Below are 16730 nucleotides of genomic sequence, written 5' to 3' on the forward strand. Positions count from 1 at the left end.
GAAAATGCCCCAACCCGCAGCTCGTCATGTTGCGACGGTACTTGCTTCGGTACTGCTGCTCAGTGCCTGCTCATCGCTGGAACCCAAGATCTCCACCGAGGATGAGAATCGCGAACGCCTGGTTTCAGATCAGGCACGCATGTACGCGGGGCAGGAGCCGGTCACGGCCCCCATCACCTTCTACGAGGCGGCTGCACGCGCGCTGAAGTACAACCTCGACTACCGCCTCAAGCTCATGGAGAGCGCTCTGGCGACCGATCTGCGCGATGTCTCGCGCCACGAGATGCTGCCGCGGCTGGTCGCCTCGGCCGGCTATGCGGGTCGCAGCAACGATTCCGGCGGCACCTCCATCGGCATCGAAGATCGTCAGGTCAGCCTGCGCCCCTCGACCTCCGAAGAGCGCTATCGCGAGCTCTACGGCCTGGGCCTGAGCTGGAGCCTGCTGGACTTCGGCGTTGCCTACTACCGCACGCAGCAGAAGTCGGACCAGATCCTCATGGCAGAGGAGCGCAGGCGCAAGGTCGCGCAAAACGTGCTGCAGGATGTGCGCAACGCCTATTGGCGCGCCCTCGGCGCCCAGCGCCTGATGCCGGAGGTGGACAAGCTGCTTGAGCGCACCCAGCGCGCACTGACGTCGGCCCGCGAAGCGGAGAGCAAGGGTCTTTTGCCGCGCCAGGAAATACTGGCCTACCAGCGCGCCTTGCTGGACTCCATCTACCTGCTCACGGTGCGCCGTCAGGACCTCGAGTTCGCCACTGCAGAGCTTGCGGCACTGATGTCGCTGCCGCCTGGCTCGAAAATGGTGCTGGCTGACACCGCCGAAGCACCGTTGCCGGAGCTGCAGCAAAGCGTGGCACAGCTTGAGCAGCTGTCGCTGCAGAACCGCCCGGAAATCATGGAAGAGTGGTATCGCAAGCGGGTCAACCAGAAAGATCTGGATATCGCCAAGGCGCAGCTGTGGCCCAATGTCAGCGTGGACCTCGGCTACAAGTACGACTCCAACAAATACCTCTACAACAGCAACTGGATGGGAACCGGTCTTCAGGTTTCGCTGAACCTGCTGCGACTGCTGCAGCTGCCGGCTATCAAGAATGCTGCTAAATCCCAGGCGGAGACCGACGATGCGCGTCGGATTGCCCTGTCCATGGCCATTCTCACCCAGGTCAGGGTCGGAGCCTTGCGCTACCAGCTGGCTCGCCAGGAAGTCGCCTTTACCGATGAAAGCCTGCGCGTTGACCGCAGCCTGCTGGACTATGCCACGGCAGCGCGATCCGGCGCGCTGGGATCCGAGCTCGAAGTGATACGCGCCGAAGGGCGCTACCTGCTTGCCCGCTATCAACGCGAAGCCGCCTTCTCGAGCGCCCAGGCGGCCTGGGGCCGGCTGTACAACTCTGTCGGCCTGGAAGTCCTGCCGGCAGAGATCGACAAGCACGATATCCAGACCCTGGCCCGGGAAATCCAGAACACCCTCAACTCCCAGGAACACCAACGCCTGCTCGTTTCCCAGCAAGGAATGCCGAATGCCCAAGTTGGCCGCTGATTACCGTTTGCTCTCCATGCTGCTGGTCCTGGCCGGCACCAGCGGAGCCTTTGCCCAGAAAGCTCCTGCCAATGACGCCTCGACCATCCGCGTGCTGCTGGCGGCCGAGCTGGAAACCACGCTTTCCAGCCAGATGAGCGGCACCCTGGGCGAACTCGGCGCGAGCTTTGGCAAGCGCGTGGCCAAGTCCAGCGTGCTGGCTCGCTTCAACTGCAACGAGGCCCATGCCCGCAGCAAGGTGGCAGCCGCCGAGCTGGCCATGGCCAAGCAGAATCTGGAAGCGAAAAAGCAGCTGCGCAAGCTGGATGCCGTCGGCGACATCGAGGTGTCCATGGCCAATACCGAGGTGCTGAAAGCAGACGGTGCCCGCGCCATGGGCGAGGCCCAAAGCAGCTACTGCCTGGTCACAGCACCGTTTTCCGGGCATGTGGCCAAGGTTCATGTCAAACCGTTCCAGACCGTAAGCGCAGGCACACCGCTTTTCGATCTGGTGAGCGACGGCGCGCTCAAGGTGCGCCTCAACGTGCCCTCCAGCCAGCTCAAGGAACTCAAGCCGGGTCTGCCTCTGGAAGTGAGCATTCATGAAACGGGCAAGACCTACCCCGCCAAAGTCAGCATGGTCAACTCCCGCGTCGATGCCGTGGCGCAGACTGTGGAGCTGGAGGCCAGGCTGGACAACAGATTCCCCGAGCTGATGGCGGGCATGAGCGGCACGGCACGATTCAATCATGACCGTCGGTGAGCCCCTGCCCCACCCCCACCTGCTGCTGCAACTCGATGTTCTGCGCGACAAGGCCCTGGCCGCCGATTCCCTGAATGCCCTGGCATTCAGCATGGCGAACGATCCCTACCAACTGCTGCCCTATCACCAGGCCCTGGTCTTCGCCAGCCATGACAAGTCGCAGGAACTGCTCGCCGTCTCGGGTCTGGCCCGCCCCACCGAAGATTCGCCCTATCTGGTGTGGCTCAAACGCGCCAGCCGCTGGGTCGCCGAGCAGGTGCCGGCAGAAGAGCCTGTCTGGCTCAGTCTGGAGTCTTCGACCCCGCCCGAAGACATAGACCAGGGCTGGCGCGAATGGTGGCCCGCAGGACTGTGGTGCATTCCGATTCAGGATGGCCAGACGCAGCGCCTGGGCCTGCTGCTGCTGTTGATGGACGAGCCGCCGCCGGCCATGCTGCGCCAGCAGATCGGCGGACTTGCACGCACCTGGGCCTATTGCTGGCGCACGCTGACCCGGCGCAAACGCCTAGGTCACAAACATCTCAACCGCCGCAATCTGCTGCTGGGAGCCATGATCGCGCTGGGAATCCTGCTCATTCCCGTGCGGCAAACCGCACTGGCTCCGGCCCAGATCGTTTCACGCCAGGCGCAGATCATCAGCTCGCCCATCGATGGCGTCATCGCCCAGATCCATGTGCGGCCCAACCAGCCCATTGCCGCAGGTACTCTGCTGCTCAGCCTGGACGAAACCACCTTGCGCAGCCGCTCTGAAGTACTGAGCAAGGAAGTGGCCGTGGCCGATGCCGAACTGCTTGCCGCCAGCCAGCGCGCCTTCGACAATCCGCAAAGCAAGAACGAGCTGACCTTGCTCGAGGGTCGTGCCCAGCAGCGCCGTGCCGAGCTCGCCGCAGTACAGGCACAGCTGCGACGCACCCAGGTGCTGGCTCCCCGCTCAGGAGTCGCCGTCTTCAGCGACCCCAACGACTGGTTGGGCAAGCCGGTGGTCACGGGTGAGCGCATCATGCAGGTCGCAGATCCGGCACAGCCAGCCATGCAGATCCAGCTGGCCGTAGCCGATGCCATCGCCCTGGAACCCGGCGCCGAAGTCACACTGTTTCTCACCGCATACCCGCTGAGTCCGCTGAAAGGCAAGATCCTGGAGACCAGCTATCAAGCCCGTCCCAGCGAGGAAGGCGTGGTTGCCTACCGCCTGCTGGCCAGCGTCGAGGATCAGCCCGAGCACGCCCGCCTCGGTCTGCACGGCACAGCCAAGCTCTACAGCGGCAGGGTGATGCTGGGCTACTACCTGCTGCGCCGTCCTCTTGCCACCTTGCGCGCATGGAGCGGTTGGTGATGCAGGACCCTGCTGACCAGCCCCTGCCGCCGCTGCGCGAAGACCTGCGCCTCGACGAGGCTGCCAAGAGCAGCAGCGGCGAGCCGGCCTGGATGATTCAGGACACGGTGCTCAACCGCTTCTATCGCATAGGCTGGCTGGAGTTCGAATGCCTGCTTCGCTGGGGTCAGACGCCGCGCCGCATCAGTGAGGAAATTGCCAAGGACACGGCGCTCAAGCCCGATGTGGAGCAGATCCTCGACTTTCGCCAGTTTCTCGAACAGCATCAGCTGCTGCGCCCCGGCCCAGCACAGCTGGCGCGCCTGCAGGACAAGAGCCAGGAGCGCACCTGGTCCAGCTGGCGCTGGTGGCTACACCACTATCTGTTCTTCCGCATCCCGCTGCTGCATCCCCAGGCACGCCTGCAGCGGCTGGCCCAGGCCTTGGACTGGCTGTTCCATCCGCTGACCGCCGCACTGGTGATGGCGCTGAGCCTGCTAGGCGTGATCCTGGTCATGAAGCAATGGGACAGCTTCACCCATGCCGTGGTCGAGTCCTTTTCCACCGAAGGCCTGTTCAGTTTTGCCCTGGCCCTGATCGTCGCCAAGACCCTGCATGAGCTCGGTCACGCCCTAGTCGCCACCCGCCTCGGCCTGCGGGTCGGTCATATGGGCATAGCCTTTGTCGTGCTGTGGCCCATGCTCTACACAGATACCGGCGAGAGCTGGAGGCTCAAGCGCTCGCGCCAGCGCCTGGCCATCGCCTCAGCGGGCATAGTCACCGAACTCTCGCTTGCCGGCCTCTGCACTTTGGGCTGGGCCCTGTGTGACCCCGGCGCGCTGCGCAACGCGCTGCTCTATCTCGCAACCACCAGCTGGATACTGTCGCTGACCCTGAATGCCAGTCCGTTCATGCGCTTTGACGGCTATTTCATTCTCAGCGACCTGCTGGACTTTCCCAATCTGCACGAACGTGCCTCGGCCCTGGCAAGAGTTGCCTTGCGACGCCAACTGCTGGGCCTCGCAGAAGACTGGCCCGAGCCCTTCCCGCACGGCCAGCGACTGGCACTGATCACTTTTGCCATCGTTACCTGGCTATACCGTCTGGTGCTGTTCCTCGGCATCGCGGTGGCGGTGTATCTGTTCTTCTTCAAACTACTGGGAATTCTTCTGTTCATGGTCGAGCTGTCCTGGTTCATCGCCCTGCCCGTGATGCGCGAGCTGAGCCACTGGTGGCAGCAGCGCGCACGCATTCCACGCTTGCGAAAAATGCTGTTCAAAGGACTTTTGCTGCTGGGCCTGATCGGCCTCCTCATTCCCTGGCACAGCCAGATCGATGCCGCAGGGGTGGCCCGTGCCGAGCACCAACTGCGCATCTACGCCCCTTATCCGGCACGATTGCAGTCCGTGCATCACAGCGCTGCGGTCGAAGCCGGCCAGGTGCTGGTCACGCTTGATGAACCTGATCTGGACTTTCGCCTGCGCGGCAGCGAAGCCAATGCCCGCAGCTACGAGGCCAGGCTGTCCGGTCTTCTGGCCGACCCGGCGGGACTGGCCGAAGATGCCGCGACGCGCCAGCGGCTCAATGTGCAACTCGAGGAAACGCGGGCCACGCGCAATGAGATCGCCCGCCTGAACCTGCAGGCCCCGTTTGCTGGCAGCTGGCTGGACCTCAATCCTGACTGGCAGCCCGGACAATGGATCGGCCGCCAGGAGCCTCTGGGCATTCTTGTCGATCCCCGGAGCTGGCAGGTCGATGCCTATGTGGCCCAAGGCCAGATTCACCATATCGCGGTCAACGACCCCGTGCGCTTCTACCCAGAGGGCCAGACAGCGCCGCTCAGCGGCCGGGTCCTGGCGATCGGCAGCACCCGCACAGGACAGCTGGCTCACCGCATGCTCTCCTCTCATTTCGGCGGACCGGTACAGGTGACGGCGCAAGACCCGATGGTGCCGGGCGCTGCGCTGTTTCAGGTGCTGGTGGAACTGGACCAGCCCTTGAACCAGCTGCGTGAGACGCGCGGCCATTTGAAGATCGAGGGAGAACGGCGCAGCGTGCTCGGAGAGCTGGGCCGATGGGTTTTGGGTGTAGGTTTGAAAGAAAGTGGCTTTTAGTGTCACAAAAACCACTCTTTCAACGGCTGAATCCGGTTCTCACAACCCAACCTGGCTTGATCAAGCCCGGAGTCATCGCAAACCACCCGTGCATGGTGCATGCGTTGATCGAGCCAGGCCAGCTGCCTGCCAGGCTCTGCGCTGACTCAGGCGAAGCTCAGTCATCAGCGCATGCACGATAGATTGATGCTTGTGCGAGCCATGACGGATTCAGACCGGCCTTGCGCACCCCGAGCTGGCAGCCGCAGAAACACACCAATACAGGTATTAACCCGAATAAAGTCGCTGAAACTGGCTAGAATCGCGCCCATCCCGCGGGAGAGCGGAGCCTTTCGAGGGTTCCCGCCGAAGGCGCAAACTCCCATAATCGCTCAGGCAATAAGTACCGCAGGTGGGTCTGACAGGGCCCGAATATCGCCAACTGGAGAGCAGCCCGCAACCACAAGTCTGCAGGGCTCACCGAAGGGGCAAGCATGTCCACCGCGAAGGTGCTCATGCGCAACTCTCAGGTAAAAGGACAGCGGGAGAGGCAAGCCGGACACTCCCGCCGATGTGAGTGGCTGGTCTATTTTCAAGTGCCTTCATGCTTCCTTCCGTCTCTTTGCTGGACTCGTTCCAGGCCTCCAACTTCACCGTCATGCTGGTCATCTATCTGGTGGCCATTACCGCCGAAGCCATGTCCGGCGCACTCGCCGCAGGCCGGCGCAATATGGATATCTTCGGCGTAGTCGTCATCGCCTTTGTCACTGCCCTGGGCGGCGGCACCATCCGCGACATGGTGCTGGGCCACTACCCCATCGGCTGGACCCAGCACCCTGAATATGTGTATCTGGTCATCAGCTTCGGTCTGCTGACCACCGTGATTGCACGCCATATGCACAGGCTCAAGCAGGTGTTTTTGCTGCTGGACGCCATGGGACTGATCGCCTTTTCGCTGATCGGCTGCAATACCGCGCTGGAGCTGGGCTACCCCACCATCGTCATCATCATGGCCGGCATGATTACCGGCATCAGCGGCGGCATCTTGCGCGATGTGCTCTGCAACCAGGTCCCCGTGGTGTTCCGCCGCGAGCTGTATGCCAGCGTGTCGCTGTCCGTATGCCTGATGTTCCTGGGCCTGCGCTATCTGGATGTGAGCCCCAATATCAGCACCATCGTGTGTTTTGCCGGCGGTCTGGCCTTCCGTCTGGCCGCCATTCGTTTCAAATGGCGCCTGCCGGTTTTTTCGTACCAGCAGCGCTGGGAGTGATCGAGACGCCCCCTGTGGCGCTGCGCGCCTTCCCCCTCTCTTGCTACGCAGGAGGGGGACGCAGCCATCGCTGCGGGGCGGCCCTTGCTTGGCTGCTCTGAACTAGACTGCGCCATGCATTACCCATGTAGTTTCACTTTCCATGTCTGAACCGATCACATGGATGCCGGATGGCACCCCCTATAGCTCCAGATTCGGCGATCGCTATCACAGCGAGTTCGGCGGCCTCGACCAGGCACGCCAGGTTTTTCTAGGTGGCTGCGATCTGCCAGCTGCCTGGGCTGATGCAGCGCAGTGGCGCATTCTGGAAACCGGCTTTGGCTTCGGCCTGAATTTCCTGGTCACCTGGGCGGCATGGAAAGCCGACCCCAAGCGCCCGCGCATTCTGCATTTTGTCTCGGTGGAGGTCTACCCCGTCTCGCGCGAGGATCTGCTCGCGTTTTTGCCAGCCGATGAGGAGCTGCGCCCACTTGGCGAACAACTGGCCGAGCAATGGTGGGGGCTGCTGCCCGGCGTGCATCGCCTCTCGTTTGACAACGGCCAGGTGCTGCTGACGCTCTATATAGGCGATGCCAGGTCCATGCTGCGCAAGCAGCAGATGACGGCGGACAGCGTATATCTGGATGGCTTCTCTCCCCAGCTCAACCCCGAGATGTGGGATGAAGATGCCATGAAGAACATTGCCCGTCATTGCCGCCGGGGCACGCAGCTTGCCACCTGGTGCGTGGCCGGCCATGTGCGCCTGGCGCTCAAGGCTCAGGGTTTCGAAGTCAAGAAGCGCGCTGGCGTGCCGCCCAAGCGCCATAACCTGCATGCAGCCTACAACCCGGCATGGGAGCCGCGCCATCGCCCTGACGGCTTGCCTGCACCCGTGGGCCAGGCTGGCTGCTGCCTGGTGCTGGGTGCGGGCCTGGCTGGTGCCGCCGCTGCCGCCAGCCTGGCCAGACGCGGCTGGGAAGTGACGGTGCTGGATGCTGCGGCCGAGCCTGCGGCAGGAGCATCAGGCCTGCCAGCCGGCTTGTTTTGCCCGCATATTTCGCCCGATGACAGTGTTCTATCGCGCCTATCCAGAAGCGGCGTGCGCACAACGCTACAAAATCTGCAGCAACTAAGCCGAGCGCAAAAGTTGCATCCAGCCCAGGATTGGGCCCATGGCGGCGTGCTGGAGCATGACCTGAACGAGCCCTCTCATCTACCCAGGTCATGGCTGCAGCCCGGCAGCGAGACCTGCCCCTGGGGCCTGCACTGGAGTGCGCCTGCGCTGCCGGCTCAGCTGGCTGCGGCAAAGCTGCCTGCAGACAGCCACGCCGTCTGGCATGAGCAGGCTGGCTGGGTACGCCCCGCACAACTGGTGCGCGCGCTGCTGCAAGCCCCCGGGATTCATTGGCAGGGCCATGCCCGAGCTTCACGGCTGGTGCGCGATGAAGTGCGCAACATCTGGCAGGTGCTGGATGCCCAGGGCCAGCCCCTGGCCGAGGCCCCCATGCTGGTGCTGGCCCTGGGTCCGGACACCAAGCCCTTGTTGCAAGCAAGCGGCCTGGCAGCAGGGGAATGGGAGCTGCAAGCCATACGCGGCCAGGTCAGCGTGGCCGAGCATGATGCCGGGACGCTGGCGGCCATGCCGCCCTTCCCCGTCAACGGTCATGGAAATCTGGTGCCGGACTTTCCCTCGGCCAACCAGGTCGGCGCGCACCATTGGATCATGGGATCGACCTTCGAGCGCGATGTGACCGAGCTGCCACCCACCGCCGCCGACCAGCAGGCCGCCCATGCCAGCAATGGCGAAAAGCTGGGCGCTTTGCTGCCCGGGTGCAGGCAGGCGCTGCGCTCCTTCTTCGACGCTGACCAGCGGCCCGCCACCTGGGCGCGCCTGCGTTGCGCGGCCTATGACCGTCTGCCGCTGGCAGGCCCCGCCGGGCAGTCGGCAGCCGATCTACCGGGCCTGTGGGTGCTGACGGGGCTGGGCTCACGTGGGCTGACGCTGTCCATGCTTTGCGGCGAGCTGCTGGCGGCACGCCTGCATGGCGAGCCGCTGCCGCTGGATGCCAAGCTGGCTCAGGCACTGGGTACGCAGCGCCTGTGGAGCCGCGCCCAGCAGCAGCCCAGCAGGTAAGGCTCCCGCAAAAAAAAGCACGCAGCGCTTACGAAGAAATGCTGCGTGCCGTTTCGGGCCTGATTCTAAAGCCGGGTTTATTCGCTGCTTAACGATGCCACGGTGACCAGAGGCTCCAATCTGGTCGCCAGCACCTTGTCCAGCGTCTTGCCGTCCATGTCCACGACTTCAAAGCTCCAGTCTTCCCACTCCACCACGTCGGCTTCGGTGGGCACGCGGCCCAGCAGCAGCATGATCATGCCGCTCAGGGTGTGATAGCGACCGCGCTCTTCCTCGGGCACGGCATGCAGGCTCAGGCGGTCCTTGAGTTCGGGCACGGGAATATGGCCATCCAGCAACCAGCTGCCGTCCTCGCGCTGCACGGCCCAGCTGGTTTCGGGGTCACGCGGCTGGAATTCGCCGGTAATCGCCTCGATCAGGTCCTGCAGCGTGACAATGCCCTGCACCTCGCCGTACTCGTCGATCACAAAGGCCATATGCAGATCGGAGGTGCGGAAGTTGTCCAGCAACTCCATGCCGGTAATGGTCTCGGGCACATAGAGGGCAGCCTGCAGAGGCTGGTCCTTGAGCGCCTGCTTGCCCTTGTTGAGCAAGGCCTGCGTCAGCCACTGGCGGGCATTGAGCACGCCCACGATATTGTTCATATCGCCGCGCACGACCGGGAAGCGCGCATGGTCGGCCTGTTCGACACGGGCCAGAGTCTCTTCCAGGCTCTCGTCGACATCAAGGCAGATGACATCGCTGCGCGGCACCATCAGCGAGCCGATCTGGCGATCATCCAGACGGAACACATTGCGCACCATGGTGTGCTCCTGCGACTCGATCACGCCGGCCGTGTGGCCTTCCACCAAAATGGCCTGGATTTCCTCTTCGGTCACCACGCTGCCATTGCTCTCCTTGACGCCCAGGACCTTGAGCAGGCCACGCGTCGATGCCGACAGCAGCCAGACAAAGGGTTTGGTGGCCAGGGCCAGGAAGTTGATGGGACGCGAGATCAGGCGCGCCAGGGCCTCGGGATGGGTCTGGCCCAGGCGCTTGGGAACCAGCTCGCCCACGACGATGGAGAAGTAGGTGATCAGCACCACCACCAGGCCGGTGGAGAGGTAGTCGGCATATTTCTGGGTCATGCCCAGGGTGATCAGCCAGTTCTCCAGCGGGCCGGCCAGAGCCGCCTCGCCGACGATGCCGTTGAGCACGCCGATGGAGGTGATACCGATCTGGATGGTGGAGAGGAAACGCGTCGGATCCTCTCCCAATTTGATAGCAGCTGCCGCGCCGCTGTCGCCCTCATCCACCAGTTTCTGCATGCGGGTCTTGCGGGCGGTGACCAGCGCAATTTCCGACATGGCGAAGACGCCGTTCAGACAGATGAGAGCGAAAAGTATGGCTATTTCCATAGTCAGGCACCCGCTTTCAATCCAGGCGCCTCAATCATTGAACAAGCCTTGATTCTAGAAGAATGCCCGGCGCAGGGGCGCTCACAAAATGCAAGCGCGTAGAAAGGAAATTGGTTCAAGTGCTCCGTACGAGCGTTCTGGCAGCCCTTCACATATTCATTCAGATATATATGAAGCACTAAATAATCGTTTGTTTTTATATAAAGCCTCTCTACAGTTCTGACCAACGATCAAAGTGCAATGCCACCCGAGGCAAGGCATCCGCTCCACGGAAGAACTGAAGACATGTATCAATACACCGATTTCGACAAAGCGTTCGTCAAGCAACGCGCCGACCAGTTCCGTGACCAGCTCCAACGCTGGCAGGCAGGCAAGCTCACGGAAGACGACTTCCGCCCGCTGCGCCTGCAAAACGGCTGGTATGTGCAGCGCTATGCCCCCATGCTGCGCGTGGCCGTGCCCTACGGTGAAATCAACTCGGCCCAGATCCGCGTGCTGGCCAAGGTAGCCCGTGAGTACGACGAGCCCGAGGCCGAGGTCTTCAAACAGGCTCTGGAAGGCCAGGGCAAGCTGGGCACGACCTATCTGCCCAAGAACTGCGCCCACTTCACCACCCGCACCAATGTGCAGTTCAACTGGATTCCGCTGAGCAAGTCCGCCGACGTGATGGATCTGCTGGCATCCGTGAACCTGCACGGCATCCAGACCAGCGGCAACTGCATCCGCAACACAACCACCGATGCGCTGGCCGGTATCGCACCTGACGAGATCATCGACCCCCGTCCCTACGCAGAAATCCTGCGCCAGTGGACCACGCTGCACCCCGAGTTCGCGTTTCTGCCACGCAAGTTCAAGATCGCCATCACCGGCGCCAGCGAGGACCGCGCCGCCACGGGCTGGCATGACGTGGGCCTGCACATGGTCAAGAACGAAGCCGGCGAGATCGGCTTCAAGGTCTTCGTGGGCGGCGGCATGGGCCGCACGCCCGTGATCGGCACCGTGATCCGCGAGTTCCTGCCCTGGAACCAGATCATGAATTACATCGAGGCCATCGTTCGCGTCTACAACGAGCTGGGCCGCCGCGACAACAAGTACAAGGCCCGTATCAAGATTCTGGTCAAGGCCGAAGGCCAGGCCTATATCGATGCCGTGGAAGAGGAGTTCCGCCAGATCGTCGAAGTGGACGGCGGCCCTCACACCGTGCCCCAGTCCGAGTTCGATCGCGTGGCCGCTATGTTCACCACGCCCGCTCTGCCCGTGGTGGCCGATGCCGCAGGCGATGAGCAGGCCCTGATTGCCCAGACCGCCAAGGAACCCGCATTTGCACGCTGGATTGCCCGCAACGTCCACGCCCACCGCGTGGCCGGTCTGCGCGCCGTGACCCTGTCCTTCAAGCGTGTGGGCCAGGCCCCCGGCGATGCACAAAGCGAACAGCTTGACGCACTGGCTCATCTGGTGGACAAGTTCTCCGCTGGCGAAGCCCGCGTGACACATGACCAGAACGTGATGCTGCCCTGGGTGCAGGTCGGACAGCTGCATGCACTGTGGACCGAGGCCAAGGCCCTGGGTCTGGCCAGCACCAATGTGGCGCTGCTCACCGACATGATCGCCTGCCCCGGCGGCGATTTCTGCGCGCTGGCCAATGCCCGCAGCCTGCCGATTGCCGACGCCATCACGGCCCGCTACCAGGATCTGGACGAGCTGGACGACATCGGCGAGATCGATCTGCACATCAGCGGTTGCATCAACAGCTGCGGCCACCACCACAGCGGCCATATCGGCATTCTGGGCGTGGATAAGGACGGCAAGGAGTGGTACCAGGTCACGCTGGGCGGCTCCGACGGCTCGACCCTGTCCGGCCAGGCCGTGGCCGGCAAGGTCATCGGTCCCTCGTTCAGCGCAGCCGAAGTGCCCGATGTGATCGAAGCCGTGCTCAGCACCTATCGCGACCTGCGCCAGCCCGGCGAGCACTTCATCGACGCCGTGCGCCGCATCGGCCTGGACCCCTTCAAGGAAGCCGGCAAGGCCGCTCGCCACCCTGCGGAAGCCGAAGAAGAAGCGCTGGCCTGAAGCCATAAGAACAAGGATCGAGTCATGAAAATTCTGGCAAGCAACGAATACCAGGCCCCCAGCGAGAGCACAGCCAACGTGCTGGTCTTGGCCAATGATGTGAACGCTCTCGAAGCCAATCTCGACGGCATCACGCAGGTGGATCTGTACTTCCCCAACTTCACCGACGGCCGCGCCTTTAGTCAGGCCTATCTGCTGCGCCGCCGCCTGAAGTTTGAGGGCGACATCCGTGCCACCGGCGATGTGCTGATCGACCAGCTGGTTCAGATGGAGCGCACGGGCTTCAGCAGCGCCGTGCTGCGCGAAGGCGTGGACGCCACCGATGCCCAGCGTCAGTTCGAGCGCTTTGGCGGTTTCTACCAGGCCGATGCCGTGCACACACAGCCCCATTTCGTAGAGGTGCAAGCATGAGCCAGCTCGCCCCCGCAAGCACCCTCGGCCTGGATCTGGCACAAATCAATGCCGAACTGGGCCGTGACGCTCAGGCGCTGGTGAACTGGGCCGTGGGCCTGGGTCAGCCCACCATAGTCACCACCAACTTCCGCCCCTTCGAGGCTGTGATCCTGCACATGGTCACGCGCGCCAACCCCGACGTGCCCGTGGTCTGGATGGACAACGGCTACAACACCGAAGCCACCTATCGGTTTGCCGATGCGGTGACCAAGCAGCTTGGGCTCAACCTCAAGATCTACCTGCCGCTGCGCTCACGTGCCCACCGCGAGGCCGTGGAAGGCGCCACGCCGGCGCTGGACGATCCGCGCCATGCGGCCTTCACAGAAGAAGTGAAGCTGGAGCCCTTTGCCCGCGCCCTGCGCGAAACCGCACCCAAGGTCTGGTTCACCGCCCTGCGCGCCACCGACACCGCCGTGCGAGCACAGATGGAGCCCGTTAGCATCAATCCCGACGGTCTGATCAAGGTTGCGCCGCTGCTGCACTGGTCGTCCAAGGAGCTGTACGAATACTGCGAAAAGCACGGCCTGCCCAACAACTTTGACTATGTGGACCCGACCAAGGGTGAAGACAACCGCGAATGCGGCCTGCATATATCTCACTAACCCCCTGAGCCGCTTTGTGGCTTGCCCCTTTCTCGCTGTATGCAAGGGGGACGACAGCATTGCGGCGGGGCGGCCCTTGCTCGCTGCCTCTTGTTCAGGTTGCGCCAGCTTTTAGGTCTTGCTTAATAAAAAGATAGCTGCTAGCCAAATATCCATAAGCGCTACAGCATTATTTGATTGGATAAAAAATGAACGCTCGTGTGGACACTTCCGTGTTGAGCCATCTCAGCAACCGCCACCTGGATGCACTGGAAGAAGAAACCATTTTCATCCTGCGCGAAGTGGCCGCCACCTTTGAACGCCCCACCCTGCTGTTTTCGGGCGGCAAGGATTCGCTGGTCATGCTGCGCTGCGCCGAAAAGGCCTTTGGCGCGGGCCGCATTCCCTATCCCTTGCTGATGATCGACACCGGCCACAACTTCCCCGAAGTGACCGATTTCCGCGACCAGCGAGCCAAGGAACTGGGCGCCGAGCTGATCGTGCGCAGCGTGGAAGACTCCATGGCGCGCGGCACCGTGCGTCTGGCACACCCTGGCGAATCGCGCAATGTGCATCAGTCGGTGACGCTGCTGGAGGCGATTGACGAGTTCCGCTTCGACGCCCTGATCGGCGGCGCGCGCCGCGACGAGGAAAAGGCCCGCGCCAAGGAACGCATCTTCAGCCACCGCGACAGCTTCGGCCAGTGGCAGCCCAAGGCTCAGCGCCCCGAACTGTGGACGCTGTTCAACACCCGCATTGCACAGGGCGAGCATTTCCGCGTCTTCCCCATCAGCAACTGGACCGAGCTGGACGTGTGGCAGTACATCGCCCGTGAAAACATCGCCCTGCCATCGATCTACTACACCCACAAGCGCGATGTGGTGGAACGCAAGGGCCTGCTGGTGCCCGTGACCGAACTGACCCCGCCGCGTGACGGCGAGGAAGTCGTGCAGCGCGATGTGCGTTTCCGTACCGTGGGCGACATCACCTGCACCTGCCCCGTGGAAAGCACGGCAGCAACGGCCGAAGACATCGTGATCGAAACCCTGGCCGCCGAGGTCAGCGAACGTGGCGCGACGCGCATGGACGACAAGACCAGCGAAGCATCCATGGAAAAGCGCAAAAAAGACGGTTACTTCTAAGGCATCCCCTGAGGCGCTACGCGCCTTCCCCTTCTCTGGAGCTTCGCTCCGGAAGGGGACGACACCCTCGGTGCGCGGCGGCGCTTCCTCGGTGTCTCTGAGTTGGGACATGGCGGTTTTTAGAAAGAATTCGATGACTGAAACTATTAATTCCGTAGCTGCTAGCGCAAACCAATCAAGCGCTTCAGGCCAATTTGATGCACATAACAGCAGCGCGCTGCGCTTTATCACCTGCGGCTCGGTCGATGACGGCAAGAGCACGCTGATCGGTCGCCTGCTGGTGGACACCCGCGCCGTACTGCAGGATCAGCTGGCCGGCGTCACCAAGTCCGGCGAGACGGATCTGGCCCTGCTGACCGACGGCCTGGCCGCCGAGCGCGAGCAAGGCATCACGATCGATGTAGCCTACCGCTACTTCGCCACCGAGTCGCGCAAGTTCATCATCGGCGACGCTCCCGGTCACGAGCAGTACACACGCAATATGGTGACGGCCGCATCGAGCGCCGATGCCGCCGTGGTGCTGGTCGATGCCACCAAGCTGGACTGGAAGAATGCCGATCTGGAGCTGCTGCCCCAGACCCGCCGCCACAGCCTGCTGGCCCATCTGCTGCGCGTGAATTCGCTGGTGTTTGCCGTCAACAAGCTCGACGCCGTTCAGGACCCGGCCCTGGCCTTTGCCCATATCAGCGCGGCGCTGCAGAAGTTCACTGCCTCCGCAGACATCAAGATCACGGCCACCGTGCCTGTGTCCGCGCTCAAGGGCTACAACGTGGTCAACAGCACTGACGGCTGGGCCGGCTACCACGGCCCCAGCCTGCTGCAACTGCTGGAACAACTGCCCAACACGCCCACCGACAGCGATCTGGCACTGGCCTTCCCCGTGCAGTGGGTGGAGAAGTTCTCTTCTTCGTCCGACACCAGCCAGGGCCGCCGCGTTTTCTGGGGCCGTGTCGCCACGGGCGTTGCCCGGGTTGGTGCCCAGGTGCAGATTCTGCCCAGCGGCCAAGTCGCGACCGTGGCCCAGGTCATAGACCATGCCCGCGCGTCCAAGGAAGTGGCTGCCGGCCTGTCCGCAGGCATCACGCTGGACCGCGAGGTCGATGTCTCGCGCGGCGACTGGATCATTGCCGCCCCCGTGCAAGCCGAAGTTGCCGAGGATGACTTTGATGCCCCTGCTGCCGCAAGCCCCTGGCCCAGCAGCCGCGAGATCACCGTCACCGTGGCCTGGGTGGACACCGAACCCCTGGTGCCCGGCCGCGTTTACTGGGCGCTGCATGGCCATCGCTGGGTCAAGGCCAAGGCGCGCCGCTTGGTGCACCGCCTCAATATCAATACACTGGACAAGGAAGACGCCCAGCAGCTCGAGGCCAATGCCATCGGCCAGGTGGAGCTGGTGCTGCAGGAAGCCATTCCTGCCGCCCCCTTCACCCAAGCCCGCCAGCTGGGCTCGCTGATTCTGGTGGACACTGCCAGCAATGCAACAGCCGGTGCCGCACTGGTGAACTGAAGCCAATGAAGACAAGGCCGCAACCGCGATCTGGCCGCCAAACCAGACCTCCATACGGCCTTATCCAGCCAGGCACTGGCGCTGCGCGGGAAAAAACCTAAAATCACGGGGTTTTACCAATCCCCACCCAAGAAGAAGATTCTCAATGACTCACGTCGTTACCGAAAACTGCATCAAGTGCAAGTACACCGATTGCGTGGACGTTTGCCCCGTGGACTGCTTCCGTGAAGGCCCCAACTTTCTGGTGATCGATCCCGATGAATGCATTGACTGCGCCGTCTGCATTCCCGAGTGCCCGGCCAATGCCATCTTTGCCGAAGAAGATGTGCCTGCCGATCAGCTGGCCTTCATCAAGCTGAACGTGGATCTGTCCCAACTCAAGAGCTGGAAGAGCATCACCAAGCGCAAGGCTTCGCTGCCCGACGCCGACGAGTGGAATGGCAAGCCGAACAAAGTGGATTTGCTGGAGCGCTAAGCCAGTCTGGGCGCGGACTGCGCTACGCTTGCCTG

At 62.8% G+C, this 16730-nt stretch carries 13 protein-coding genes and 2 riboswitches; of the genes, 12 read left to right on the plus strand and 1 reads right to left on the minus strand.

The window, feature by feature from the left end:
- Positions 1-4: 4 nt before the first annotated feature.
- The 6 genes from P353_RS07080 (at position 5) to mnmC (ending at position 9070) form a co-directional block, all read left to right on the plus strand.
- Positions 5-1540 carry a TolC family protein gene (locus tag P353_RS07080; protein WP_034367261.1) on the plus strand — a complete coding sequence of 512 codons (1536 nt, stop codon included), beginning with the start codon at positions 5-7 and terminating at the stop codon, positions 1538-1540.
- Complete coding sequence (locus tag P353_RS07085; protein WP_034367263.1) at positions 1521-2282, plus strand: efflux RND transporter periplasmic adaptor subunit; 762 nt, start codon at positions 1521-1523, stop codon at positions 2280-2282. The genes P353_RS07080 and P353_RS07085 overlap by 20 nt, the downstream gene beginning before the upstream one ends.
- The gene (locus P353_RS07090) at positions 2269-3615 is read left to right on the plus strand and encodes an efflux RND transporter periplasmic adaptor subunit (protein WP_034367265.1); all 1347 of its coding nucleotides are present in this window, start codon (positions 2269-2271) and stop codon (positions 3613-3615) included. The genes P353_RS07085 and P353_RS07090 overlap by 14 nt, the downstream gene beginning before the upstream one ends.
- The gene (locus tag P353_RS07095; protein ID WP_034367404.1) at positions 3615-5708 is read left to right on the plus strand and encodes an HlyD family efflux transporter periplasmic adaptor subunit; all 2094 of its coding nucleotides are present in this window, start codon (positions 3615-3617) and stop codon (positions 5706-5708) included. The genes P353_RS07090 and P353_RS07095 overlap by 1 nt, the downstream gene beginning before the upstream one ends.
- Before the next feature lie 305 nt (positions 5709-6013).
- Positions 6014-6106: riboswitch (glycine riboswitch) on the plus strand.
- A 13-nt stretch (positions 6107-6119) separates the two neighbouring features.
- Positions 6120-6239: riboswitch (glycine riboswitch) on the plus strand.
- Between the two features lie 52 nt (positions 6240-6291).
- Complete coding sequence (locus P353_RS07100; RefSeq protein WP_003069687.1) at positions 6292-6957, plus strand: trimeric intracellular cation channel family protein; 666 nt, start codon at positions 6292-6294, stop codon at positions 6955-6957.
- 163 nt (positions 6958-7120) lie between these two features.
- A complete protein-coding gene (gene mnmC / locus P353_RS07105; RefSeq protein ID WP_080750467.1) occupies positions 7121-9070 on the plus strand; it encodes an FAD-dependent 5-carboxymethylaminomethyl-2-thiouridine(34) oxidoreductase MnmC in 1950 nt (649 codons plus the stop codon).
- Between the two features lie 77 nt (positions 9071-9147).
- Here the strand turns inward: mnmC and P353_RS07110 are convergent, their stop codons facing one another.
- Positions 9148-10467 (minus strand): hemolysin family protein, encoded by a 1320-nt coding sequence (locus tag P353_RS07110; RefSeq protein ID WP_034367269.1) that lies wholly within the window; start codon positions 10465-10467, stop codon positions 9148-9150.
- Positions 10468-10752: 285 nt separating this feature from the next.
- Here P353_RS07110 and P353_RS07115 point away from each other — a divergent pair, with 285 nt between their 5' ends.
- From P353_RS07115 to fdxA, 6 genes are all read left to right on the plus strand, one after another.
- Positions 10753-12537 carry a nitrite/sulfite reductase gene (locus P353_RS07115; RefSeq protein ID WP_034367271.1) on the plus strand — a complete coding sequence of 595 codons (1785 nt, stop codon included), beginning with the start codon at positions 10753-10755 and terminating at the stop codon, positions 12535-12537.
- A gap of 24 nt (positions 12538-12561) precedes the next feature.
- A complete protein-coding gene (locus P353_RS07120) occupies positions 12562-12948 on the plus strand; it encodes a DUF934 domain-containing protein (RefSeq protein ID WP_034367273.1) in 387 nt (128 codons plus the stop codon).
- Positions 12945-13592 carry a phosphoadenosine phosphosulfate reductase family protein gene (locus tag P353_RS07125; protein ID WP_034367276.1) on the plus strand — a complete coding sequence of 216 codons (648 nt, stop codon included), beginning with the start codon at positions 12945-12947 and terminating at the stop codon, positions 13590-13592. Before P353_RS07120 ends, P353_RS07125 begins: the two co-directional genes overlap by 4 nt.
- Before the next feature lie 188 nt (positions 13593-13780).
- A complete protein-coding gene (gene cysD / locus P353_RS07130; protein WP_003080167.1) occupies positions 13781-14713 on the plus strand; it encodes a sulfate adenylyltransferase subunit CysD in 933 nt (310 codons plus the stop codon).
- Between the two features lie 133 nt (positions 14714-14846).
- Positions 14847-16220, plus strand: coding sequence for a sulfate adenylyltransferase subunit 1 (locus P353_RS07135; RefSeq protein WP_034367278.1), 1374 nt, complete (start codon positions 14847-14849; stop codon positions 16218-16220).
- A gap of 145 nt (positions 16221-16365) precedes the next feature.
- On the plus strand, positions 16366-16695 hold the full coding sequence (gene fdxA / locus P353_RS07140; RefSeq protein WP_003053491.1) for a ferredoxin FdxA: 330 nt from the start codon (positions 16366-16368) through the stop codon (positions 16693-16695).
- The last annotated feature ends 35 nt before the right edge of the window (positions 16696-16730 follow it).

It is taken from the genome of Comamonas testosteroni (genome assembly GCF_000761245.1).
GTDB classification, from domain to species: domain Bacteria; phylum Pseudomonadota; class Gammaproteobacteria; order Burkholderiales; family Burkholderiaceae_C; genus Comamonas; species Comamonas testosteroni_C.